Source organism: Shinella yambaruensis (assembly GCF_050859155.1).
Lineage (GTDB): Bacteria > Pseudomonadota > Alphaproteobacteria > Rhizobiales > Rhizobiaceae > Shinella > Shinella yambaruensis.
On sequence record NZ_CP150639.1, the window covers coordinates 104,244 to 128,175 of the forward strand.

The window sequence follows — 23,932 nt, forward strand, 5'->3', positions numbered from 1 at the left end:
CCAGGCTGACCATGGTGCGGACGGATCGGCGGCTTCGCGCAACGCCCTATTTCCGCGATGCTCCATACCGATCATACTTTCGTGTCTGCCGCACCAGCCAGTCCCGAAACAGAATGATGCTCGGCTGGTGGGCTTTGCGTTCCGGGTAGACCACGAAGTACGAATCGCCCGAGGGGATGGCGTCGCCGAAAGGCATATGCAGCTTGCCCTGGGCAAGTTCAGGCTCGATGAACGAGATCGGGATCACCGCGATCCCGACACCATGGACGGCGGCATTGATGAGCATGTCGTTGTGGGAAAACCGCGTTCCCTGGATTCGTCCGCTATAGCTGAGCCCGGCGACCCGCAGCCAGTGCAGCCAAAGGCTGGGCCGACTGGCATTTTGCAGCATCGGGAATTTCGAGAATTCGAGCGGATCGAGCCGTGTCCCCGGCGGGATCAGGCCGGGAGAGGAAACGACGGCAAGCTTCTCCGTGAACAGCTCGATGGCGCGCGCATGAAGCCACGTGCCCGCGCCGCGCAATATCGCGATATCGAGCCGTGTCGTTTCGAAGTCGACGCTCGGAAGGGCCGGCGCGATCTCGAGCGGTATGTCCGGATGGGCCGCGATGAAGGAGCCCAGCCGTTCGGGAAGCCAGCGAGACGCCAAGGTATAGTGCGTGCCGATCATCAGCGAGGAATCCACGCTGCGTCCCCGCACCGCGTCGATCGAGATTTCCTGCAGCCTGTCGAGCGACAGCGCGAGGTCGCGATAGTAAGTGGCCCCCACCTCGGTCAGGACCAGCCGCGGCCCGGAGCGGTGGAAAAGCGGCACCCCGAGAAAATTCTCCAGGTTCCTGATCTGCCGGCTGATCCCGCTCTGGGTCAGCCCGAGATCCTCCGCAGCCCGCGTGAAGCTCATGTAGCGCGCGGCCGCCTCGAAGGCGTGGAGCGCGGAGAGGGAGGGGAGGTAGCGTCGCATGCCCCGTTTTATCAATCATGACTAAAACTCATGCAAGAGAGAATTTTTCCATGATTTTCATCCGACCCGGGATGCGTCAGGTTCTTTCCAGAATAATCCAAACAGGAAGTTCAAGGTGGCCCGTGCGAACCGGACGGGCCGGCTGAAACTCCATAAAAAGGGGAATGCCATGATCAACAGAAGACACTTCAACAAATTCCTGGGGCTGGCCGCGATTTCCGCGGCGGCCTCGCTGCCCGCCCTGCGTGCCAGCGCGAACACCTCGCTCGAGCGGGTCAAGGCGTCGGGCGTCCTGCGCATCGGCGGCGTCGCGGACGGCGCGCCCTACTACCAGAAGAGCCTGGCGGATGGCTCCTGGCGCGGCTTCTATGTCGATATCTGCCAGAAGCTGGCGGACGACCTCGGCCTGAAGCTGTCGATCCTCGAAACCACCTGGGGCAACTCCGTCCTCGACCTGCAGGCGGACAAGGTGGACGTGTTCTTCGGCCTGAACCCTACCCCCGAGCGCCAGAAGGTGATCGATTTCTCCGGCCCTGTCTTCCGCAACGCCTTCACCATGGTCACGCGCAAGGGGCTGGAGGCGAAGACCTGGGAGGACTTCGACAAGCCCGAGATGCGCATCGCCGTCGATGCCGGCTCCTCCCATGATGCGGCGGTCTCGCGCCATGCCGCCAAGGCGGAGGTCGCCCGGCTGAAGACGGCGAGCGACGCCACGGCGGCCTTGCAGGCCGGCCGCGCCGACGCGCAATGCCTCGTCCTGATCCTGGCTCTGACGCTGCGTGCGAAAAATGCGGCGATCGGTGATCTGGTCATGCCGACCCCGCCCGACTTCACCACCTCCAATGCCGGCTTCCGCCGGGAAGAGGACGGCTCCTGGAAGGAATTCGTCGACCAGTGGATCACCGCCAACCGCGAGAGCGGTTTCGTCCGCGATGCGATCGTGCGCAACATGGGCCTCGTCGGCGTCAAGGAGAGCGACTTCCCGCCCAATTTCGAGATCTGATCCTCCCTCATCCGGCGAAGCTTCGGCTTCGCCGGCATCGGATTTTCGAAGATCGGGTTCGCATCATGTATCAATGGGATTTTTCCATCCTGTGGGACTATCGCTGGATTTTCCTGCAGGGTCTCGGCGTCACCGTGAGTTTCACGCTCGCCATCATCGCCGGCGGCCTGGTCGTCGGCCTGGCGGCGGCGATCGGCCTCCTGTCGCGCTTCGCCGTATTGCGCGGCATCTCGCTGGGCTTCATCGAAATCTTCCGCTGCACGCCCGTGCTCGTGCAACTGATCTGGTGCTACTACGCCCTGCCGATGCTGGCGGGTGTCGAGATGACGCCCGTGACGGCTTCGCTCCTCGCCCTGTCGTGTTATGGCGGCGCCTTCTATGCGGAGATCATCCGCGGCGGCATCGTCTCCATCGATGCCGGACAGTCCGAGGCCGCCTCGGCGCTGGGCATGACGCCGGCGCTCGCCATGCGGCGGATCATCCTGCCGCAGGCGCTGCGGCGCATGGTGCCGCCGCTGATGAACCAGTCGATCCTCCAGTTCAAGAACACCTCGCTCGTCTCCGTGCTGGCGGTTCCCGATCTCGTCTATCAGGGGCAGATGGCGGCGCATGACAGCTTCCGGCCGCTGGAGACCTATACGGCGGTGGCCGCGGCCTATTTCGCCATCCTTTTCCCGCTGACCTTGTTCGTCCGCTGGCGCGAGCGCAGGAGCGAAGAGACATGACGACCTCTCAAACCGCCATGATCGACATCACGGGCCTGCGCAAATCCTTCGGCCCCCTGGAGGTGCTGAAGGACATCAATCTTCAGGTGAAGGCGGGCGGCGTGGTCGCGCTCCTCGGTCCCTCGGGATCGGGAAAATCGACGCTGCTGCGCTGCATGAACCTCCTGGTGGTTCCCGATGCCGGCCGCATCCGTGTCGGGGACACCACGTTCCAGTTCGGCGCATCGACCGAACGGCCCGGGACGAAGCCGCTTGCCGCCTTCCGCTCGCGCACCGGCATGGTGTTCCAGAATTTCAACCTCTTCCCGCACATGACGGTTCTGGAGAACGTGATCGAAGCGCCCATCCATGTACGCAGGCTCGACCGCAAGACCGCGATCGACCTCGGCATGTCGCAGCTCGAGAAGGTCGGCCTCGCCGACCGGGCGAGCCAGCGCCCGCAGACGCTTTCCGGCGGCCAGAAGCAGCGGGTGGCGATCGCCCGGGCGCTGGCGATGGAGCCGAGCGTCATGCTGTTCGACGAGGCCACCTCCGCGCTCGACCCCGAGCTCGTCGGCGAGGTGCTGCAGACCATGCAGCAACTGGCGGCCGACGGCATGACCATGGTGATCGTCACCCATGAGATCGCCTTCGCCCGCGACGTCGCCGACCGGGTGGTCTTCATGCGCGACGGCTACGTGGTCGAGGAGGGGCCGGCGGGCGAGGTCATCAATACACCGAGGATGGAGGCGACGAAAACCTTCCTCAGCCACTTCCACAAGGGTGCGATCTAGCGCAACCCGCACGAGGCACAGGTCATGGAAACAATCAGCGCACTTCGGGTCTTCCTGATCGAAAGCCCGATCAAGATGGCCCGGCAGCAGGGTGTCGGCGACGTCAAGGGAACGGTCAAGCGCGTCCTGGTGGAGCTCACCTCCTCGTCCGGCATCGTCGGCTGGGGCGAGGCGGCGCCGTGGGAGGTCTTCACCGGCACGGCCGAAGCCGCCTTTGCCGCCATCGACGTCTACCTCCGGCCGCTGGTGATCGGCGCCCCGGTCGATCGCATCCGCGCCCTCGGCCTGAAGATGAAGAAGGCGCTGGTCGGCCATGGCGAGGCCAAGCTCGCCATCGAGACCGCGATGTTCGACATTCTCGGCAAGTCCTGTGGCCTGTCGATCGCCGACCTCCTCGGCGGGCGCGTGCGCGACACCATTCCGCTCTCCTTCTCGATCGCCGATCCGAGCTTCGAGGCGGACATGGAGCGTATGAAGGAAATGGTGCCGAACGGGCACCGGCTCTTCAAGGTCAAGACCGGGGTGAAGTCCCACCGGGACGACCTCAGGCATCTGGAGGCGATCCGCAACGCCTTCGGCGACGCGGTGGACCTGCGCCTCGACTACAACCAGGCGCTCGAACCCTTCGGCGCCATCGCCATCCTGCGGGACGTCGACCGGTTCCGCCCCACCTTCATCGAGCAGCCGGTGCCGCGCGAATGCCTTGCGGCCATGGCCTCCTTCGCCGCCGATCTCGACACGCCGATCCTTGCCGACGAGAGCTGCTTCGATGCCCGCGACCTGATGGAGATCGTCAGGCTGCAGGCCGCCGATGCGATTTCCGTCAAGCTGATGAAGGTCGGCGGCCTGTTCAACGCGCAGGCCCTGATGGCACTCGCCGACCTGGCGCATGTGCCGGGCTACGGCGGCACGCTCTGGGAAGGGGGCGTGGCGCTTGCCGCCGGAACCCAGTTCATCGCCGCCACGCCCGGTGTCTCGCTCGGCTGCGAATTCTACATGCCTCATCACGTGCTCACGGAGGACGTGCTGGAGGCGAAAATCGAGAACCGCAACGGCGAGGTCGTCGTCCCGGACGGGCCGGGTCTCGGCGTCATCGTCTCGCAGGCATCGCTGCGCGAGAACGCGCGCATCCTCTGCGAGCGATAGCGGGCAACACGAAACATCATTCGGAGACGTTCCTTTCCGGCGCGGCATCGCGCGCCGGTGATGGGAGCGTCGTGCAGATTGTCGAGGACGGGAAATGCCAAGCGGAGTTGCCAAGCATGTGGTCGTGATCGGGGCGGGCATCGTCGGTGCCTGCTGCGCGCTCGAACTCGTCCGCGACGGCCATCGGGTGACGATCGTCGATGCCGGCGAGCCGGGCGGCCGGCAGGCGGCGAGCTACGGCCACGGATGCTGGATCAGCCCCGGCTCCGTGGTGCCGATGTCGATGCCCGGCCTGTGGAGGAAGGTGCCCGGCTATCTCCTCAATCCGTGCGGCCCGCTCGTCATTCGCTGGCGGTACATCCTCAAGCTCCTGCCGTGGCTCGCCCGCTTCCTGCTGGCCGGCGCGACGGTGACGCGGGTGGAGCGCACGGCGCGCGCGCTCGCAACCCTCCTGAAGGACAGCCCTTCGCGGCACGGTGCGCTGGCCGGCGAAATCGGCCGGCCCGACCTCGTTCTCCAGGAGGGCCTGCTCTACGCCTATCCGGACAGGGCAGCCTTCGAGGCCGAGGCGCTCGCCTGGCGCCTGCGCCGGATGACGGGCCTCACATGGCGGGAGCTCGACCGGAGCGCACTCGAAGCGCGCGAGCCCGGATTGTCGCCACATTACCAGTTCGGCGTCCTGGCGGAAGACGGGGCCCATTGCGTCGACCCCGGCGCCTATGTCGCCGCCATCATCGCGCTGGCCGTGAGCCGCGGCGCAAGCCTCGTCCGGGCGAAGGCGACGGGCTTCGATGTCGAGGGCGAGCGGCTCGCCGCCGTGCGGACGGAGGCCGGGGCGATCGCCTGCGAGCGCGCCGTCATCGCCTGCGGGGCATGGTCGAAAACGCTTGCGCGCATGGTGGGCGACCGCGTTCCGCTCGAGACCGAGCGCGGCTATCACGGCATCGTCGCATCGGACCAGGCGGGGCCGCGCCATCCGATCATGCCGAGCGACGGCAAGATGGCCAACACGCCGACGCTCGCCGGGTTGCGCCTGTCCGGCCAGGTGGAGCTTGCCGCGCTCGACACGCCGCCGAACTGGAGCCGCGTCGACATTCTCGTCGCGCATGCGCGCCATACCTATCCGTCCCTCAAGGGCCGCGAGGATGTCGTCCTCGACCGGTGGATGGGGCATCGGCCCTCCACGCCGGACGGCCTGCCGGTGATCGGCCCGTCCACCCGTTCGCCGGATGTCCTTCATGCCTTCGGCCACGGCCACGTGGGCTTTGCCAGCGGCCCCGTCACCGGCCGCATGATCGCGGACCAGATCGGCGGCAGGCCCTGCTGCCGAGACCTCGCCCCCTTTTCGCCCCGGCGCTTCGGCCGGGCTTAGATCGACGATTTCGAACAGACGAATACAGGAGAAAGCAATGCGCGGAGCAGACATCCTTGTGGACATGCTCATAGGCTATGGCGTCGAGGTCGTCTTCGGCGTGCCCGGAGACACCAACGTTCCCTTCTACGAAGCGTTGCAGCAGCGCGAGGGCAGTATCCGCCATGTCATGGCCCGCGACGAGCGGTCCGCCGGCTACATGGCGGATGCCTACGGGCGCTTCACCAACCGGCCGGGCGTCTTCGAGTGCCCGTCGGGCGCAGGCGCCATGTATTCCCTGCCCCCGGTCGCCGAATCCAACATGTCCTCGGTGCCGGTCATCCTCCTGACGATCGACATTCCGCTGCCCGGCGAAGGGCGCGGCGTGCTGACGGAGCTGGATTGCGCCCGGCTCTTCGATCCGGTCACCAAGATGTCCGTGCAGGTGAAGTCGCCGGAAAAGCTGCCCGAGATCATCCGCCGCGCCTTCCGCGCCGCCTGCTCGGGCAAGCCCGGCGCGGTCCATCTGCAGATCCCGGAAGACATGCTGCTCGCCGAGGTCGATCCGGCACGCGTTTCCCTGCATGTGGAAACCGAATGCGCGACCTTCCCGGCCTATCCGACCCTGCCGCCCGCCGACAAGCTCGACAGCGTGCTGTCGCTGCTCATGACCAGCAAGCGTCCGCTCATCGTGTCCGGCGGCGGCGTCAACCGCTCCTGCGCGGGCCCGGAGGTCACCGCCCTTGCCGAGCGCCTCAACATCCCCGTCTGCACGACGATGACGGGGCAGGGCACGATGCCGGACGATCACCGCCTCGCGGTCGGCGTCATCGGCGACAACGGTTTCCATCCCCATGCCAACTGGGCGCTGGAACATGCGGATTTCGTGCTCTTCGTCGGCTCGCGCATGGGCTCGGTCGTGACGATCGGCTGGACCTTCCCGAAGATCACGCTCAACAAGCGCGTCGCCCAGATCGACATCGATCCGGAGATCATGGCGAACAACTACGAGAACGCCGTCTCCGTGCAGGGCGACGCGCGGCTCGTCCTGCAACGGCTGATCGACATGGCGCCCGCCGACAACGACGCGGCGCGCACACAGGACTGGGTGAACGAACTCAATGCGCTGCGGGCGAACTTCTGGGAGAATGCCGAGACCCTGCTCGGCTCGGAAGCCGCGCCGCTGCGCCCCGAACGGGCCGTGCGCTGCTTCAACGAGGCGCTGGAGGCCTGTGGCAAGCCGGCGCACATCTATTCCGACGCCGGCACGCCGACGCCGCATATGACGCGTTTCCTCAAGCTGAAGGACCGGCGCACCCGCTTTGCCATTCCGCGCGCCTTCGGCGGCCTCGGCTCGGCGCTGCCGGCCACCATCGGCGCGTGGTTCGCCGACAAGGAGCGCCGGCCGATCGGCATGTTCGGCGACGGCTCCTTCGGCATGTCCGTGGGCGAGCTGGAAACGCTGGTCCGTCTCCAGGTGCCGGCGATCCTGCTGCTGTTCAACAACGGCACCTTCGGATGGATCAAGGGCCTTCATCGCCTCAGGGGCCACAACCAGTGCTTCGGCGTCGACTTCCTGCCGCCGCGCGGCCAGGCGATCGCCGAGGCCTTCGACGTCAAGGCCTGGACCGCGACGAATTCGCGCGAACTCGACGCGGCACTTGCGGCGGCCTTCGCCTATAAGGATGGTCCCTGCCTGATCGACATCCATGTCGAATCCATCGCCGACCGCGTTCCGCCGGTCTATTCGTGGCTGGCCAAGCGCGGCAAGGATCCGCTCAGCATCGAGGCGGAAGACGTCCGCTACGCCTGAGGGAAAATCGAACGACGGGAGATCACCATGGCAAAGGGACCGACAATCCTCGTGACGGGCGCGGCCGGCGGTATCGGAGCGGAAATCGTCCGGCACATCGCCGGGCCGGGCGTGGCGCTGTTGCTGCATACGGGCACCAATAGGGAAGGATTGCAGGCCGTGGCCGAGGAGGCGCGCGGCAGGGGCGCGAGGGTGGCCGTGGAGACGGGCGACCTCGGCGATCCCGCCGTGCCGGCGCGGCTGGTGGACGCCGCGCGCGACGCCTTCGGCGGGCTCGACCAGATCGTTTCCAACGCCGGACGGGCGCATCAGGCGCGCTTCGAGACGCTGGAGGCGGACGACCTGCAGGCCGCCTTCGCGACCATGCCGATGGCGTTCTTCCATCTCGTGAAGGCCGGCCTTGCGGACCTGCGCGCCTCGCCGCAAGGCCGTGTCGTGGCGATCAGCTCCTTCGTCGCCCATGCCTTCGGCACCAACGGCATGCACTTTCCGGCCACCGGCGCGGCGAAGGCGGCGCTGGAGGCGCTCGCCAAGTCGCTGGCCGCGCAGCTCGCCCCGGACGGCGTGACGGTGAACTGCGTCGTGCCGGGATTCGTTCGCAAGGCGAGGGATGGCCACAGGGCCATCACCCCCGCCTCCATGGAAAGCGCGCGCGCCGTGACACCCAACGGAACGCTCGGCGAACATGCCGATATCGCCGCGCTTGTCGCATTCCTCCTGTCCCCCCACGCCCGCCACATCACCGGGCAAAGCATGCATGTCGACGGTGGCCTCCTGCTGCCATAGGTGCGGCTTTCTTCACGTTGAAAGCAGGAAGTCGGCGCAGCGCTCCGCGATCATGATGCAGGGGGCATTCGTGTTGCCGCTCACGAGTGTCGGCATGATCGAGGCGTCGGCGATGCGCAGGCGCGGGATACCCTGCACCCGCAGCCGGTTGTCGACGACCGCCAGCAGGTCGCGGCCCATCCTGCAGGTGCCGGCCGGGTGGTAGACGGTCTTGGCATTGGTCCGCGCATGTGCCTCGAAATCCGCATCGGACGACTTCTCGTCTCCGGGTGCCAGTTCCCGGAAGCCGAGGGCCTTCATGGCGGGAGCGGCGAGAATTTCGCGCGAGAGCCTGATGCCGCGCACCAGGGTGTCGACGTCTTCCCGGGCGACCAGGTTGTTGCCGACGAAGTGGATCGGATCTTCGACCCGGTTGCTGCGCAGCGAAACCTTGCCGCGCGAGACCGGGCGCAGGATGCAGGGATTGATCGAGACGCCATGGCCCTCCATCTGGCCGCGGGTGGCATCGCCCACGAGGGTCGGCGTGACGTGGATCTGGATGTCGGGCCGCCCGCAGCTCCCCGTGTCGATGAAACCGCCGCTTTCCACCACATTCGACGACAAGAGGCCGGACCGTCCGAACAGATAACGTAGCCCGTTTGCGACGGCCTTGAGGCCCTTGTCCTGGTCCTTCAGCGAGATCGGCCGATCGGTGATGCCGTAGACGGAGACGGCGATATGGTCCTGGAAGTTCTCGCCGACACCGGGAAGGTCGCGGATGACCGGGATGCCATGCCGCGCGAGCATCTCGCCCGGGCCGATGCCGGACAGCATCAGGATTTTCGGCGTGGCGAGCGCCCCGGCGCAAAGAATGACCTCCTCTTTCGCCCGAGCCTCGAAAATGCTGCCGTCCCGCCGGCGATAGGCAAGGCCGGCCGCCGCGCCGTTCTCCAGGATGATCTTCGTTGCGATGCTCTCCGTGCTGATCTCCAGGAGAGGGGAGCGGCGCACCGCCTTCAGGTAGGTCACCGCCGTGGAACCGCGCCGGGCGTTCGTCGTCGTCGTCTGGTAGAAGCCGACGCCGTTCTGCCGGGCACCGTTGAAATCGTGCGAATAGGCAAGGCCGACCTGCTGCGCGGCCCGGACGAAGGCCGCGCTGATCGGGTGGCGGAAGCGGGGCTCGGAGACCTTCAGGGGACCGCCGGTGCCGTGATAATCGTCGGCGAGAACCTCGTTGTCCTCCGAACGGCGGAAGACCGGCAGCACGTCCTCGTATCCCCAGCCCTCGCAGCCGAGGTCCCGCCAGGTGTCATAGTCCTCGGCCTGGCCGCGAATGTAGATCATCGCGTTGACGGACGAGCCGCCGCCGAGCGTCCTGCCTTGCGGCACGAGCAGGACCCGGTTGTTGGCGCCCGGTTCCGGCTCGGTGGCGTACATAAAAGTCCGCCGGGTGCCGAGAACCTTCACGAAGGTGGCGGGGATGTGGATATAGGGCGTGTTGTCGGCAGGCCCCGCTTCGAGAAGCAGGACGCTCTTGCCTGCCGTCACGAGCCGGTTTGCGAGAACGCAGCCGGACGAGCCGCCGCCGGCGATGATGTAGTCGTAGCTTTTCATCAGGCGCTCACAGGCCGATATGGCTGACGAACTTCGTCGTCAGGTAGGCGTCGAGCGTCTCGCTGCCGCCCTCGCTGCCGTAACCGCTCTCCTTGAGGCCGCCGAAGGGCGTTTCCGCGGCGGCGATGCCGAAATGGTTGATCGAGACCATGCCGGCTTCAAGCTCGGTCGAAAACCGGTCGGCCGTCGCCAGCGAGCGCGTGAAGCCGAAGGCGGCGAGGCCGAAGGGCAGGCGGTTGGACCGCCGGATCGCCTCGTCGATGTCGGAGACGGGCACGAGCGCCGCAAGCGGACCGAACGGCTCGTCATTCATGATCGCTGCGTCTTCCGGCACGTCGCCGAGCACCGTCGGCTCGAAGAAATAGCCGCTGTTGCCGATACGCTTGCCGCCGCATTCCAGCCGGGCGCCATGCGAGACGGCGTCGTCCACGAAGCGCGCCATCGCATCGAGCCGCCGGGCGTGCGTGAGCGGGCCCATCTGCACGCCGTCCGACAGGCCGTCGCCGACCTTGATGGCGCGCGCACCGGCCACGAAGCCCGACCGGAAGGCGTCGTAGACGTCTTCCTCGATATAGAAGCGGGTGGGCGCTGCGCAGACCTGGCCGGCATTGCGGTATTTCAGCATCAGGCCGAGCTTGATGGCGGCCTCGACATCCGCGTCCTTCGCGACGATGTAGGGCGCATGGCCGCCGAGCTCCATCGTCGCGCGCTTGACCCCGGCGGCGGCCATCGCCCCGAGCTTCTTGCCGACCGGAACGGAGCCGGTGAACGAGATCTTGCGGATGACCGGCGAGGCGATGAGGTGCTCGGAAACCTCGGCGGCCGGGCCGAAGACGATGCCGAGCACGCCCGGCGGCAGGCCGGCATCCTGGAAGGCGCGGGCAAGCGCGATACAGGCGGACGGTGCTTCCTCCGGCGGCTTGGCGATGATCGAGCACCCGCTGGCGAGCGCGGCGGAGACCTTGCGCACGAGCTGGTTGATCGGGAAGTTCCAGGGGGTGAACGCGGCGACCGGGCCCACGGGCTCGCGCAGGACGACCTGGCGTGCGCCCGGCACGCGCGCGGGGATGACGCGGCCATAGGCGCGCCGGCCCTCCTCGGCATGCCATTCGATGTGCTCGGCGGCGGCATTCGCTTCGCCGCGCGCCTCGGCGATCGGCTTTCCCTGCTCCCGGGACATGAGCTGCGCCATGGTTTCGGCACGCTCTCGCACAAGGGCGGCCGCCTTGTGCAGGATCTTCGCGCGCTCGAGGGCGGTGGTCCTGCGCCAGGTTTCGAAACCCTGCTGCGCCGCTTCCAGAGCCGCGTCGAGATTGGCGCGTTCGCACAAGGCCAGTTGCGCGATCAGCTCGCCGGTTGCCGGATTGTGAACCCCGGCCGATCGGTTGCCGGCGGGCGCGCGCCATTCGCCGTTGATGAGAAGCGGTTTATCCAGCATGGCTCAGTCCTTCATGAGAGCGTGTCATGGGGCGGGGCAGGGCGGCGAGCGCCGCCGCATAGTCCCGCGCGATGGCGGCGACGATGTCCGCCGCCGGTAGGATGTCGTCGACGAGGCCTGCGCTCTGGCCGGCCTCGACCTTGCCGTTCTCGACATCGCCGTCGAAGGCCGCGGCCTTGAGCGAGGCGGCGGCGAAAAGCGCCTTGCGCTCCTCCAATTGCCGTCCTTCCGCTTCCGCCGCCCCCATCCGTTCGCCAAAGTCGTTGCGCAGGATGCGGATCATGCCCAGGCCATGGCCGACCACCATCGTGTCGGTGACGGAGGCGGACAGCAGGCGCCGGCTGTAGGCGGCGTGCAGGCGTGCCTCGCAGGACAGCATGAAGCGCGTGCCGAACTGCGCCGCGCCGGCCCCCAGCGCCAGGGCGGCGGCAAGGCCGTATCCATCGGCAAAGCCGCCGCTGAGGATGAGCGGCACGCCGGGCACGGCTCTTATGATCGCACGGCCGAGAACGAGCGTGGAGACGAGATCCGGCGGAGGATGGCCGCCGGCTTCCCCGCCGACGGCGATGAGGCCGTCGACGCCGGCCGCCGCCGCCTTGGCCGCGTGCTCTGCACCGGCGACCACATGCAGGCAGACGGTGCCGATGGCCTTGAACCGCTCGAGGTAGCGCTTCGGCCCGCCCTGGGAGGCGATGAGCACGGGCACGCGCTTTTCGACAAGGAGGTCCATGATCTCGTCGGCGCCCTTGCGATAGAGCGGCAGGTTGACGGCGAACGGCCTGTCCGTGCCCGCCCGCACCGCATCGATCGCCGCGGCGAGGTCGTGCGCATACATGGGACCTGCGGCGATCACGCCAAGACCGCCGGCGGCCGACACGGCAAGCGGCAGGGCCGCGTTGGACGATGCCCACGACATGCCGGCCTGGATGATCGGCAGGTCGATGCCGAGGAGCCGCGTCACATCGGTTTCGATCCGCATGGGGTCACGCTCCGATCAGCTTGCGCGCATGTTCGGCGAGCTGCTTCTTCTGGATCTTGGAACTCGCCGTCATGCCGATCGCTTCGAAACTCTCGACGATCCAGACATGGCGCGGCACCTTGAAGCCGGCCATGTTGGCCTTCGCCCAGTCCATGATCTCCGCCGGTTCCGCCCTGGCGCCCTCCTTCAGGATGACGAAGGCGCCGGTCACCTCGACGAGGCGTTCGTCCGGCACGCCGACCACCGCCGCCTGGCGGATCGCCGCATGGCGATGCAGGACGTTCTCCACGTCGGCCGGCGAAACGTTCTCGCCGCCGACGCGTACGATCTCCTTGGCGCGGCCGAGGAAGGTCAGCCTGCCGTTCTCGTCCAGCGCGCCGAGATCGCCGGTGGACAGCCAGCCGTCGGCCGAGAGCGCGGCCCGCGTTTCGGCGGGCTTGTCGAAATATTCCCGCATGACGCTCCAGCCGCGCACGAGGATTTCCCCCGGTTCGCCGCAGGCGGCATCCTCGCCGTCTTCCTTCAGGATGCGGACGTCGATGCCCGGTTGCGGCCGCATGGCGGCGGATATGCGGACGGCCTCCGGCTCCCACCAGGAGGATTGCGCGACGTTGGGCGCTGCTTCCGAAAGCCCGTAGCCGACGACGCATTCGCCTGCGCCGAGCTCGTCGATGACGCGGGCGACGATGGTCGGCGAGGCGGCGAGCCAGGCACCGCGCAGGACGAGGCGGCGCGCCGGGCGCTCGGGATGGCTGAGCAGCATCAGCGCCATCGTGTCGTTGCCGGAAAAATGCGTGCAGCGCTCGGCCTCCATGAGGCGCAGCGCCTCGCCCGGTTCGAACCGGTCCATGGAGACGAGCGTCGCCATGTGCTGGAGGCAGGAGAGGATGGAGAGCGTCGTGCCCGCGACGTGGAAGAACGGCCGGGCGCTATGGAACCGGTCGCCGACGCGAAGGCCCATGCGATGACCGGAGACGAAGGCGTTGCCCAGCATGCTGCGCTGGGTGAGGAGAACGCCTTTCGGAAAGGATGTGGTGCCGGATGTATACTGGATGAGCAGCGGGTCGTTGGCCTCGCCCTGTGCCTGCGCGGGCGCGGCGCCGCTTGCGAGCAAGGCCTCCCAGGCGAGGGCCGTAGGCGGCACGTTGTCTCCGATGACGATCAGTTGCCTGAGATCCGGAAGAGCGAGGGCGGGCAGCCGGTCGGTGAGCGCGGGGTCGATCTGCCGCAGCAGGCCGATGAAATCGATCTTGAGGAACTGGTCGCACAGGATGAGGCGCGTGACCTTCGACTGGGAAAGCGCATAGGCCATCTCGGCGGCGACGAAGCGGGTGTTGATCGGCACGGTCACCGCGCCGAGCGAGCCGATCGCCAGAAAGATCGCCACCCAGCGCGTGGAATTGCCGAGGCAAAGGCCGATGTGCTCGCCCTTCCTCACGCCCTGCGCCGCCAGTCCGTCGCGGATGCGTGCGACCTCTGCGGCGAGCGCGGCATAGGTCAGCCGCCCGTCCGCCGCGACGACGGCCTCGACATCGCCGGCAAGCGTTGCGGCCCGCGCCAGTGCGGCGGAGATCGTCGTTGCGCAGAGCGCGTCGATGTCGAAGGGCGCGGCATGGTCAGAGGTCATGGTTTTCCTTGCCTCCGACGCTGTTTGCGAAGCGGTTCAGGCCGTCGCGCCAGCCGCCGTCCGCCAGGCAACGCTCGATCGCGGCCATTTCGACGCGGATGCCGTTGTTGAGGTCGGTTTCGCTGCCGAGATCCACCGCCTGCTTGGTCAGTGCCATGGCGAGCGGCGGCGCGGCGGCGATCGCCTCGGCGATGCCGGCGATGGTTTCGGCCAGGGCTTCCGCCGGCACGATACGGGCGACGAGGCCAAGCTGGTAGGCCTCCTCGACCGGCATGGTGCGGCCGGTGAACAGGAGTTCCTTGGCCCGCATCTTGCCGATCGTGCGCTGCAGGCGCTGCGTTGCGCCGACCGTGCCCCATTGCGGCTCGGGGAAGCGGAAGGTCGTCCTGTCCGATGCGATGACGAAGTCGCAGCTCATCAGGATCTCGCCGCCGGAGCCGACCACGGGTCCCTGCGTTGCCGCGACCACCGGCTTGCGGCAGCGGGCAATGGCGTCGTAGGCGGCGAAGGAGGCGCGCCGCCGGGCGATCACCCAGGCCTCGTCCCGGCCGTTGCGCTCCTTCAGGTCCGCTCCGGCGCAGAAGACGGGACCGTTTGCCGAAAGCACGACGGCGCGGATATCGGCATCGGCATCGAGCGCCTCGAAAATCTCCTTCAGGGCAAGGCACATCGGGAGGTTGAGGGCGTTGCGCGCTTCCGCGCGGTCGAGGACCACATGGGCGACACCCTCCTCGCGCCGCAGGAGAACCGGGGGTTTCGCTTTGCTCATCAGATCACTCCCTCATTCCTCAGCCGGTCGATGGTCTCGGCCGGTATGCCCAGCTCCTCGGCAAGCAGCGCCGCCGTGTCCGCACCGAGCGGCGGCGGGCAGCCGATGGCGGGATCCTCGTAACCCGCAAAGCGCAGCGGCGTGCGCAAGGCGCGGACGGTGCCCTCCTCCGGGTGGTCGAACGTGCCGACCACGCCGCGCGCCTCGCTGTGGGGATCGCTCAGGATCTCGCGGACCGTGTTCACCTCGCCGGCCGGCACGCCGCGGTCTCGCAGCGCCTCGGCGAGCGGTCCGCGTTCGCGCTGCGCGATCGCCTGCCGCATGTCCGCCATCACCCGTTCGCGGGCGGCGACGCGGGCGGCATTCTTCCTCAAGGCCGCGTCGGCGGCAAGATCGTCGAGGCCGAGGACCCCGCAGATATCGTTCCAGTGCTGGTCGCTGCCGCTGATATGCAGCCATGTGCCGTCGGCGCACTGGAACGCGGCGGAGGGAACACGGCCCGGATGCTCCGTTCCCGAGCGGCCGATATCCTCGTCCAGCGCGAAGAGGCGGGCGGCGGCAAGCGCCAGGAGGCTCGTCTGGACATCCATCATCGACAGATCGACATGGCATCCCCGGCCGCTGCGCCCGCGCCCGACCAGCCCCGTCAGGATCGCGATCGCGATCCACAGGCCCGAGGTCATGTCCGAGACCGGAATGCCGGCCTTGGCGGGCGGCGCGTCGGGATGGCCGGTGAGATGCATGATGCCGGAGAGCGCCTGGAAGATCGTGTCGTAGCCATTGCGCAGGCGATAGGGCCCGGTCTGCCCGAAGCCGGTATTGGAGACATAGACGAGGCCGGGATTGCGGCGGGAGAGCACGTCGTAGCCGAGATTGAAGCGGTCCATCTCGCCGGGCAGGAAGTTCTCCAGAACGACGTCGTGCGTCTCCGCCAGCCTGGCGGCGATCTCCTGTCCTTCCGGCGATTTCAGGTTCAGCGTCATGGAGCGCTTGGCGCGGTTGAATGCGAAGAAATAGGCGCTTTCGCCGCGGGGCAGCCGGGGCTCGAACAGGCGGGATTCATCGCCGGTGCCCGGCCGCTCGACCTTCGTCACCTCCGCGCCGAGCTCGGCGAGGATCTGAGTCGCCATGGGGCCGGCGAGCACGCGGGAAAAGTCGAGGATGCGGATGCCTTCCAGCGGTTTCATCAGCCCTCCTCCCGGAAGCTGCGCATCTGCGCGTTGACGGTGCGCCCGGCCGCCATCGCCTCGTCATGGGGGAGGTCGGCGACGCGATAGTACAGCGACTTGACGGCGGCCATCGCCTTCGGATGCGCGGCGGCCCATTGACCGGCGATGTCCAGCGCCGCCTCGACGACCGCCTCCGGCGCGACGATCCGGTTGACGAGGCCGAGGGCGCGCGCCTCCTCGGCCCCGATGAGGCGGCCGAGGCTGACCATCTCGAAGGCCGCCTTGCGGCCGAGCGAGCGTTGCAGGCCGGTCATCACCAGTGCCGGCACGATGGAATGCTTCAGCTCGGGATAGCCGAATTTCAGGTCGGTGCCGGCGACCATCATGTCGCAACCGATCGCCAGTCCGGCGCCGCCGCCGACGGCCGCGCCGCGCACGGCCGAAACGACCGGTTTGGAAAGGCGCTGCATCATCGCCTGGGTCCGGCAGGTGAGGTCGGCGCGCTTTTCCACGAGGTCCTGGTTGGCCGGCGTCAGGGTGGAGAACTCCGCAAGGTCCGCTCCCGCGCAAAAGGCCCGTCCCGTCCCCGTCAGCACGATCGCCCGCACGGCCTCGTCGGCGTCCGCGGCCAGCATCGCGTCGTGCAGCGCCTGCGTCAGGGCCGTGTCGAGGGCATTCAGCTTGTCGGGCCGGTTGAGCGAAAGGAGCCGGACCGGGCCGCGGTCTTCGCTGGTGAGGATCGGTGAAGCGTCAGTCTGTGTCATGAGAAATCCTACGCTGCCAGATGGCCGAAACCGGTGCGCGCCACCTTGCTCTGCAACTCGCGCCCAAGCGCCCGCTCGCATTGCAGCGAGGCGGCCTGGAGCCTGTCGATGTCGATGCCGGTCGCAATGCCCTCGGCCTCGAAGAGATTGACGAGATCTTCCGTCGCCACATTGCCGGTATAGCCGCCGCCATAGCGGATCTGGGCGGGGTGGCCGCCGACGCCGCCGATCGCGCTGTCGAACCAGCGGCAGCCGACCTCGTAGGCGGCCATGCAATTGGCGATGCCGGTGCCGCGCGTGTCGTGGAAATGGGCGATGGGCGTGACGCCGGGCACCTCGGCCATGGCGCGGGCAAAGAGGCGGCGCACGCTGCCGGGCGTGCCGTGGCCGGTCGTGTCGCAGATGGAGACGTGGCGCACGCCGAGGTCGGAGAAGGCCTTCAGGTCGCCGATGACGGATGCCGGGTCGACCCGGCCTTCGAAGGGGCAGCCGAGCGCCATGGAGATCACGCCGATCAGGCGGAACCCGCCATCCGCCAGCGCGACCATCTCGGCAATGTTGCGCCATTGCTGCTCGCGCGTCGTGCGCAGGTTCTTCTCGGTGTGCGCCTGTGTCGCCGACACGAGCAGGCTTATCTCCTCCGGTCCATGGCCGGCTTGACGATCCTCGATTGCTCGTCTGACGGCATGAAGGTTGGGGCAGGTCGCCTTGTAGGCCGTGCCGGGCCGGCGGCGGATGCCGGCCAGCACGTCGCTGGCATCGGCGAAGACCGGCACATGGCGGGGGCTGCTGTAGCTCGTCGCTTCCACGCGCGGGAAGCCGGCTTCGGAAATGGCGTCGATCAGGGTGATCTTGGTTTGCGTGGAAAGGTCCGTCGTTTCGTGCTGCAAGCCGTCCCTTGCAAAGCACTCGCAGATTGTCAGCGCCTCCGACATCTCGATCCTCCCGGTTTCCTTGGAGGTAGTGATGCGAAATTTAGTTCATATTGTCAACTATAATTCTGGCGATGCACGTTCACTCCTCGTCCAGTTCGCGCAGATCCTCCTGGGACGCCCTGGTTTTCAGGTCGTGGAAATAATGTGCGCTGTTGCGTCCCACCCGCTGCAGCAGTTCGATCAGGATCTGTCGTTCGGCGTGGCTGAGGGTCGAGAGCATGTTTTCGTTGCGCTCGAAGGCGTCGGCCAGGATCGCCTGCGACAGGTCCAGCCCCTCGGGGCTGAGCTTGAGCAGGATGCTGCGCCCGTCCTCGGGATTGGCGGTCTTCAGGATGTAGCCGCGCTCGATCATCGACGAAACCGTCCGGCTCATCTGGCTTTTCAGCAGTCCGCTGTGTTTCGCCAGTTCCTGGAGCGGCACTTCGCCGAGATATTTGAGAACGGCGAGCGCGCGCCATTCGCGCGCGGTGATGCCGTATTTCGGCCGGATCGAAAGGGCCGCGATGCGGGTGGAAAGCCCGGCCAGCCGCTGCAGCTCGAAGGAGAACAGGTCCCGTATGTCCGGTTCGCTCTTCTGGGGCGCCAGGTGTCCGCGAAAGAAACTGCCGTCGGAGCGGTCCGTCATGTTTTCGACTTTCTTATTCAAATGGTTGCTCCTCACGGTTCCCGCCGGGTCATTTTATGCGCAGAAATTTAGTTGACAAGGTGAACAATATAGTTCATCTCATTAACTAGATTGGCACGCAGGGAACGGAATGTCGATCATGCATTCGGGCCGTGGAGGATGGCTCCGGCCGGGCATCACCAGAGGAGGAACTTGGTAATGGCATCGTGTAATCGCGCATTCTTGACCATCGCCGCGACAGCGGGCGTGCTCTCCTTCGCCGGCGTCGCCGCGGCGCAGGACGTCCTCACCGTCGCCGGCTTCGGCGGCAATCTTCAGACAGACCTGCGCAAGACGATCTGGCAGCCCGCGGCCGATGCCGCAGGCGTCGAACTGCGCGAGGAAACCCATGACGGGCTCGCCGCCGTGCGGGTGCAGGTCCAGTCCGGCTCCCCGACCTGGGATGTCGTGCATCTCGGCGCGGACGAATGCGCGGTCGGCGGCAAGGAAGGGCTTTTCGAGCCGCTCGACTACGGTACGATCAGCACGAAGGGTTTTGACGCGCGCGGATACGGCGAGCACTGGATCGCGACGAACACCTATTCCGTCGTCCTGGCCTGGCGCACCGATGTCTACAAGGACAAGGCGCCGGCAACGTGGCAGGATTTCTGGAACGTGGAGGCCTTTCCCGGCCGTCGCGCGCTCAGCACCTATCCGCAGGAAATGATGGAGATCGCGCTCATCGCCGACGGCGTCGACAAGGACAGCCTCTATCCGCTCGACACCGAGCGGGCGCTCGCGGCCCTCGAGAAGATCAAGGCCAATGTCGGCGTCTGGTGGTCGTCCGGGGCGCAATCCGCCCAGCTCCTCAAGGATGGCGAGGTCGACATGATGGCGATCTGGGGCAGCCGCGTCGCGTCGGTGATCACGGACGGGGCACCCGTCAAGTTCACCTACCAGGATGCGATCCTCGGCTACGGCTGCCTGGCGATCCTCAAGGGCGCGCCGCACGCGGCGAGCGCCCAGAAGTTCATCGCCGGCGTCGTGTCGCCCGACGTGCAGGCGCGCATTCCGGAAATGATGCCCTATTATGGCCCGACCAACAGCCTGGCCTTCGAGGTGAAGGCGTTTTCGCCGGAGGTGCTGGCGCAATCCAACATGTCGCCGGAAAACGTCAAGAAGCAGACCTTCCTCGACGCCAACTGGTGGCGCGACAACAACGAGCTGGTTCGCGAGGACTACAGCCTGCTGATGTCGAACTGATCGAACGAGCCGGGAGGACAGGATGCGCTCGGGCAGAGTCAACCTTCGCGAGGTCCACAAGGCCTATGGCAGCTTCAGGGCGCTCGACGGCGTTTCCCTGGATATCAAGGCGGGGGAGTTCCTGACGCTTCTCGGCCCTTCCGGCTCGGGAAAGACCACGCTTCTCAACGTCATCGCCGGCTTCGAGCGGCCCGATCTCGGCAGCTTGCTGGTCGATGACGTCGAGTTCATCACGCGTCCGCCGCACAAGCGCGACCTTGGCATGGTGTTCCAGAACTATGCGCTGTTCCCCCACATGGACGTCTTCTCGAACGTCGCCTATCCGCTGAAGCTGCGGAAGGTGGACAGGCCCTCCATCCGCAGGCGGGTGATGGACGCGCTGGAGATCGTGCACATGCAGCACCTTGCCGACCGGCGCATCACCGCGCTGTCGGGCGGCCAGCGCCAGCGTGTGGCGCTGGCGCGCGCCTTCGTCTTCGAGCCGCGCCTGCTGCTGATGGACGAGCCGCTCTCCGCACTCGACAAGAACCTGCGCGAGCACATGCAGATCGAGCTCAAGCGGCTGCACAGGCAGCTCGGCATGACGACGATCTATGTCACGCACGACCAGCAGGAGGCCCTGACCATGTCGGACCGCATCGCGGTTCTCGACAAGGGAAGGATCATCCAGCTCGACGTGCCCGCGACGGTCTACGACCGCCCGAACTGCAAGTTCGTCGCCGGCTTCATGGGCGAGACCCGCTTCCTGCCCGTCGAGCGCCGCGATCAGACCTATGTCCTCGATGGACGGCCGCTCCGGCTTGCCGATACGAGGGCCGCCTCATCGACGGGGGAGGCCTGGCTCATGGTCCGCCCGGAGCGGCTGCGCTGGCAGGGCGATGCCGACCACGACAACCGCATCGAGGGCAGGGTGCTCGATGTCGTCTATCGGGGGGATTGCAACCAGGTTTCCGTCTCGCTGCCCGGCGGGCATGAGGTCGCCATCCGCCATGCGGGGGCGGAACGGCAACCCTTGCCGCAGCCCGGCGATACCCTTGCCCTGTGGCTGCCGGCGGAAGCGAGCCTCGTCATCGGGAGCGCCGCGCCATGACGCTCGCCATGGACGGAGCCCCGGGCATGCCGCTCAACCGCGCCATGCTCAAGAGCGCCAGGCGCCGGGAACGGCGCATTTTCAGCGGGCTTGCCCTGCCGGCGCTGGTCCTCGTCGCCTGCATTCTTCTCATCCCCTTCGCCTGGCTTGCCTGGCTGTCGCTGTTCGACGCTGCCGGCAATCTCTCGACCCAGAACTATGCCCGGCTGCTGCGGCCCGCCTATGTCGGCAGCTTCCTCACCACCTTCAAGGTCGCCGGCCTGGTGACGGCGCTGTGCGTGGTCTTCGGCTATCCGGTGGCCTATCTCCTGTCGCAGCTTCCCGCGCGTGCCGCGCAGATCCTCCTGGTGTTCGTCATCCTGCCGTTCTGGACGTCGGTGCTGGTGCGCACCTATGCCTGGCTGGTCCTGTTGCAGCGCAACGGCGTCATCAACGACTGGCTGCTTTCGATGGGCGTGATCGACGAGCCGCTTGCGCTGGTGCACAATCTGACGGGCACGATCATCGGCATGGTGCATGTCATGCTGCCCTTCCTGATCCTGCCGCTCTATGCCTCCATGAAGGCGATAGACCCGGTGCTTTTGCGCGCGGCGGCCAATTGCGGCGCCTCGCCGAGCCAGGCGTTCCGACAGGTCTTCCTGCCGTTGTCGATGCCCGGCCTTGCCTCGGGTATCGCGCTGACCTTCGTGCTTTGCCTCGGTTTCTACCTGACGCCGGCCCTTCTCGGCGGCGGCCGTGTCGCCATGTGGTCCACGCAGATCGCCGATGCCGTCTCGAAATTCTCCAACTGGGGCGCGGCGAGCGCCCTCAGCGTGGCGCTGCTGGTGGTGACGGCCGTCGTTCTGTGGGGCGTGCGCAGGCTGACGGACGCCTTGAGCTTCTCCGCGGGGAAACCATGATGCTGAACACGCCTGCCACCTCCACCCAGGTCACGCACGGCCAGCGCCTCTGGCTCTATGCGACGGTTGCGCTCGTCATGGCCTTCCTGGTCATTCCCTGCATCCTCGTCATCCCCATGTCGTTCTCGGACTCGCAATATCTGGAGTTTCCGCCGCGCAGCCTCAGTCTGCGCTGGTACGAAGCCTTCTTCACCTCGCCGGAATGGATCCAGTCCGCGGTGGTCTCGCTCAAGGTCGCGGGCCTCACGACGGTGCTGGCCACCGTGCTCGGCACGCTGGCCTCCTACGGGCTCTACAAGGCGACCAGCCTCTTCACGCCGATTACCCGGGGCCTCTTGATGCTGCCGATGATGATCCCGCTGATCTTCGTCGCCATCGGCGTGTTCTTCGTCTACGCCCGCTTCGGGCTCAACAACACCATCACCGGCCTCGTCCTGGCGCATACCACGCTTGCCATCCCCTTCGTCATGATCGCCGTCGGCAACGGGCTGAAGAGTTTCGACCCAAACCTCGAACGTGCCGCCCGCAGCCTCGGGGCCTCGCCTGTGACGGCCTTTCTCACCGTCACGCTGCCGCAGATCCGCATCTCGGTCTTCTCCGGCATGCTGTTCGCCTTCGTCACGTCCTTCGACGAGGTCGTCGTCTCGCTGTTCGTGTCGAGCGGCGCGAATTCCACGCTGACCAAGCGCATGTTCGCCAATATCCGCGACCAGGTCGATCCGACCGTCGCCGCCATCTCGTCCATGCTGGTGGCCCTGTCGATCGTCGTCCTGATCGCCGCCCAGTTCGTGAAGCGCAAGGACGCGTGACGGCCGTCCGATACGCCCCGCATCCCATTTCAGGAGGAAACCATGTACAATTCGCTGCGCATGCGCGACATCGCGTCCCAGATCCACCCGCAGACCAATCTTGCCGCCCACGAGACCGTCGGGCCGACGATCATGGCCCGCGGCGAAGGCGCCTATGTCTATGACGACGACGGCAAGCAATATATCGAGGGCATGTCCGGCCTCTGGTGCGCGGCGCTCGGCATGAGCGAGAAGCGGCTGGTCGATGCGGCGACGCGCCAGCTCAATACCTTGCCCTACTACCAGAACTTCGCCCACCGCGCGACGGAGCCGGCGATCGAGCTTTCGGAGCGTCTCCTGAAGATCGCGCCGGTGCCGATGTCCAAGGTGCTCTTCCAGAGCTCCGGCTCGGAGGCGAACGACACCGCCGTCAAGCTCGCCTGGTACTATTTCCACGCCCAGGGCAAGCCGGAAAAGAAGAAGATCATCGCACGCAACCGCGGCTATCATGGAACCTCGATCGGTTCGGCCAGCATTACCGGCCTGCCGCACCTGCACCGGGAGTTCAACCTGCCGCTACCGGGCTTCCTGCACGTCACATGCCCGCATTTCTATCGCGAGGGCCGGCCGGGGGAGACGGAGGAGGATTTTGCCACGCGTCTTGCGGAGGAGCTGGATGCGCTGATCGTGGCGGAGGGGCCGGATACGGTTGCGGCCTTCTTCGCCGAGCCGGCCATGGGGACGGGTGGCGTCGTCATTCCGCCGAAAACCTATTTCGAGAAGATCCAGAAGGTTCTGAAGAAGCACGACGTCCTGCTCGTGGCCGACGAGGTCATCACCGGCTTCGGGCGCACCGGCGCCTGGTGGGGAAGCCAGACCTTCGGGCTGGAGCCGGATATGATCACCTGCGCCAAGGCGCTGACCGCCGCCTATATGCCGCTCTCGGCAGTGCTGCTTTCCGAACGGCTTTATGCCGGCATGAAGGCGCAAAGCGAGAAGATCGGCGTCTTCGGCCATGGTTATACCTACGGCGCGCATCCCGTTGCATGCGCCGTCGGTGTCGAGGCGCTGAGGATCTACGAGGAGGACGGCATCATCGATGGTGTCGCAGCGCTCGAGGAGCGCATGGCCGAGGGCATGATGCCGCTTGCCGAGCATCCGCTCGTCGGCGAGGTGCGCGGCGTCGGCCTGATGTGGGGCGTCGAGATCGTCCGCGACAAGCGGACGCGCGAAGCCTTTCCCGCCGACATGCAGTTCGGCATCGGCATCCAGAACCGCGCCTTCGAGAACGGGCTGGTCTGCCGTTCGCTCGGCACGGCGATCGCCTTCGCGCCGCCGCTCATCAGCACACCGGAGCAGATCGACGCGGTCGTCTCGCGGTTCCGCGACGCTCTCGACAGGTCTCTCGACGCCTACCTTGCCGGCGGCGGCCGGCTCGGCGAATGAGGGGAGGCCA

Annotated in this window: 22 protein-coding genes; 12 read left to right on the plus strand and 10 right to left on the minus strand. The window is 66.8% G+C overall.

Annotation, left to right across the window (positions count from 1 at the left end):
• Positions 1–46: 46 nt before the first annotated feature.
• The gene (locus WMC41_RS22905) at positions 47–961 is read right to left on the minus strand and encodes a LysR substrate-binding domain-containing protein (protein WP_272807625.1); all 915 of its coding nucleotides are present in this window, start codon (positions 959–961) and stop codon (positions 47–49) included.
• A 169-nt stretch (positions 962–1,130) separates the two neighbouring features.
• On the opposite strand from WMC41_RS22905, the gene WMC41_RS22910 reads away from it, so the two are divergent.
• The 7 genes from WMC41_RS22910 to WMC41_RS22940 all read left to right on the plus strand — a co-directional run bounded on the left by WMC41_RS22910 (position 1,131) and on the right by WMC41_RS22940 (position 8,558).
• Positions 1,131–1,964 carry a transporter substrate-binding domain-containing protein gene (locus tag WMC41_RS22910; RefSeq protein ID WP_244766252.1) on the plus strand — a complete coding sequence of 278 codons (834 nt, stop codon included), beginning with the start codon at positions 1,131–1,133 and terminating at the stop codon, positions 1,962–1,964.
• 65 nt (positions 1,965–2,029) lie between these two features.
• Positions 2,030–2,689 (plus strand): amino acid ABC transporter permease, encoded by a 660-nt coding sequence (locus tag WMC41_RS22915; RefSeq protein ID WP_288079106.1) that lies wholly within the window; start codon positions 2,030–2,032, stop codon positions 2,687–2,689.
• On the plus strand, positions 2,686–3,462 hold the full coding sequence (locus tag WMC41_RS22920; RefSeq protein ID WP_244766254.1) for an amino acid ABC transporter ATP-binding protein: 777 nt from the start codon (positions 2,686–2,688) through the stop codon (positions 3,460–3,462). The genes WMC41_RS22915 and WMC41_RS22920 overlap by 4 nt, the downstream gene beginning before the upstream one ends.
• Before the next feature lie 24 nt (positions 3,463–3,486).
• Positions 3,487–4,608 carry an enolase C-terminal domain-like protein gene (locus WMC41_RS22925; protein WP_432348998.1) on the plus strand — a complete coding sequence of 374 codons (1,122 nt, stop codon included), beginning with the start codon at positions 3,487–3,489 and terminating at the stop codon, positions 4,606–4,608.
• Positions 4,609–4,702: 94 nt separating this feature from the next.
• The gene (locus WMC41_RS22930; RefSeq protein WP_432349000.1) at positions 4,703–5,980 is read left to right on the plus strand and encodes an NAD(P)/FAD-dependent oxidoreductase; all 1,278 of its coding nucleotides are present in this window, start codon (positions 4,703–4,705) and stop codon (positions 5,978–5,980) included.
• 37 nt (positions 5,981–6,017) lie between these two features.
• Positions 6,018–7,772 carry a thiamine pyrophosphate-binding protein gene (locus WMC41_RS22935; protein WP_432349001.1) on the plus strand — a complete coding sequence of 585 codons (1,755 nt, stop codon included), beginning with the start codon at positions 6,018–6,020 and terminating at the stop codon, positions 7,770–7,772.
• 27 nt (positions 7,773–7,799) lie between these two features.
• The gene (locus tag WMC41_RS22940) at positions 7,800–8,558 is read left to right on the plus strand and encodes an SDR family NAD(P)-dependent oxidoreductase (RefSeq protein ID WP_432349003.1); all 759 of its coding nucleotides are present in this window, start codon (positions 7,800–7,802) and stop codon (positions 8,556–8,558) included.
• Between the two features lie 12 nt (positions 8,559–8,570).
• Here WMC41_RS22940 and WMC41_RS22945 read toward each other — a convergent pair whose 3' ends face one another.
• The 9 genes from WMC41_RS22945 to WMC41_RS22985 form a co-directional block, all read right to left on the minus strand.
• Positions 8,571–10,151, minus strand: coding sequence for a GMC family oxidoreductase (locus WMC41_RS22945; RefSeq protein ID WP_432349004.1), 1,581 nt, complete (start codon positions 10,149–10,151; stop codon positions 8,571–8,573).
• A 7-nt stretch (positions 10,152–10,158) separates the two neighbouring features.
• On the minus strand, positions 10,159–11,589 hold the full coding sequence (locus WMC41_RS22950; RefSeq protein WP_432349005.1) for an NAD-dependent succinate-semialdehyde dehydrogenase: 1,431 nt from the start codon (positions 11,587–11,589) through the stop codon (positions 10,159–10,161).
• Entirely contained in the window at positions 11,579–12,568 is a 990-nt protein-coding gene (locus WMC41_RS22955) for an NAD(P)H-dependent flavin oxidoreductase (RefSeq protein ID WP_432349006.1), read from the minus strand. Before WMC41_RS22955 ends, WMC41_RS22950 begins: the two co-directional genes overlap by 11 nt.
• A gap of 4 nt (positions 12,569–12,572) precedes the next feature.
• The gene (locus WMC41_RS22960; RefSeq protein WP_432349007.1) at positions 12,573–14,195 is read right to left on the minus strand and encodes an AMP-binding protein; all 1,623 of its coding nucleotides are present in this window, start codon (positions 14,193–14,195) and stop codon (positions 12,573–12,575) included.
• Positions 14,185–14,964, minus strand: a complete 780-nt coding sequence (locus WMC41_RS22965) for an enoyl-CoA hydratase/isomerase family protein (protein WP_272807637.1) — start codon at positions 14,962–14,964, stop codon at positions 14,185–14,187. Before WMC41_RS22965 ends, WMC41_RS22960 begins: the two co-directional genes overlap by 11 nt.
• Positions 14,964–16,151 (minus strand): CaiB/BaiF CoA transferase family protein, encoded by a 1,188-nt coding sequence (locus WMC41_RS22970; RefSeq protein ID WP_432349008.1) that lies wholly within the window; start codon positions 16,149–16,151, stop codon positions 14,964–14,966. Before WMC41_RS22970 ends, WMC41_RS22965 begins: the two co-directional genes overlap by 1 nt.
• Positions 16,151–16,897: an enoyl-CoA hydratase/isomerase family protein gene (locus WMC41_RS22975; RefSeq protein ID WP_432349009.1), complete on the minus strand. Its 747-nt coding sequence runs from the start codon at positions 16,895–16,897 to the stop codon at positions 16,151–16,153. The genes WMC41_RS22970 and WMC41_RS22975 overlap by 1 nt, the downstream gene beginning before the upstream one ends.
• 8 nt (positions 16,898–16,905) lie before the next feature.
• Complete coding sequence (locus WMC41_RS22980; protein WP_432349010.1) at positions 16,906–17,832, minus strand: hydroxymethylglutaryl-CoA lyase; 927 nt, start codon at positions 17,830–17,832, stop codon at positions 16,906–16,908.
• Between the two features lie 79 nt (positions 17,833–17,911).
• Entirely contained in the window at positions 17,912–18,478 is a 567-nt protein-coding gene (locus tag WMC41_RS22985) for a MarR family winged helix-turn-helix transcriptional regulator (RefSeq protein ID WP_133036248.1), read from the minus strand.
• Positions 18,479–18,655: 177 nt separating this feature from the next.
• On the opposite strand from WMC41_RS22985, the gene WMC41_RS22990 reads away from it, so the two are divergent.
• From WMC41_RS22990 to WMC41_RS23010, 5 genes are read left to right on the plus strand one after another with little or no spacing between them, the layout of a single operon-like run.
• Positions 18,656–19,699: an ABC transporter substrate-binding protein gene (locus WMC41_RS22990; protein ID WP_432349011.1), complete on the plus strand. Its 1,044-nt coding sequence runs from the start codon at positions 18,656–18,658 to the stop codon at positions 19,697–19,699.
• A gap of 22 nt (positions 19,700–19,721) precedes the next feature.
• The gene (locus tag WMC41_RS22995) at positions 19,722–20,789 is read left to right on the plus strand and encodes an ABC transporter ATP-binding protein (protein ID WP_432349013.1); all 1,068 of its coding nucleotides are present in this window, start codon (positions 19,722–19,724) and stop codon (positions 20,787–20,789) included.
• Positions 20,786–21,688 carry an ABC transporter permease gene (locus tag WMC41_RS23000; protein WP_432349014.1) on the plus strand — a complete coding sequence of 301 codons (903 nt, stop codon included), beginning with the start codon at positions 20,786–20,788 and terminating at the stop codon, positions 21,686–21,688. The genes WMC41_RS22995 and WMC41_RS23000 overlap by 4 nt, the downstream gene beginning before the upstream one ends.
• A complete protein-coding gene (locus tag WMC41_RS23005; protein WP_288079133.1) occupies positions 21,688–22,497 on the plus strand; it encodes an ABC transporter permease in 810 nt (269 codons plus the stop codon). The genes WMC41_RS23000 and WMC41_RS23005 overlap by 1 nt, the downstream gene beginning before the upstream one ends.
• Before the next feature lie 42 nt (positions 22,498–22,539).
• The gene (locus WMC41_RS23010; RefSeq protein ID WP_432349015.1) at positions 22,540–23,922 is read left to right on the plus strand and encodes an aminotransferase; all 1,383 of its coding nucleotides are present in this window, start codon (positions 22,540–22,542) and stop codon (positions 23,920–23,922) included.
• Positions 23,923–23,932 lie beyond the last annotated feature (10 nt).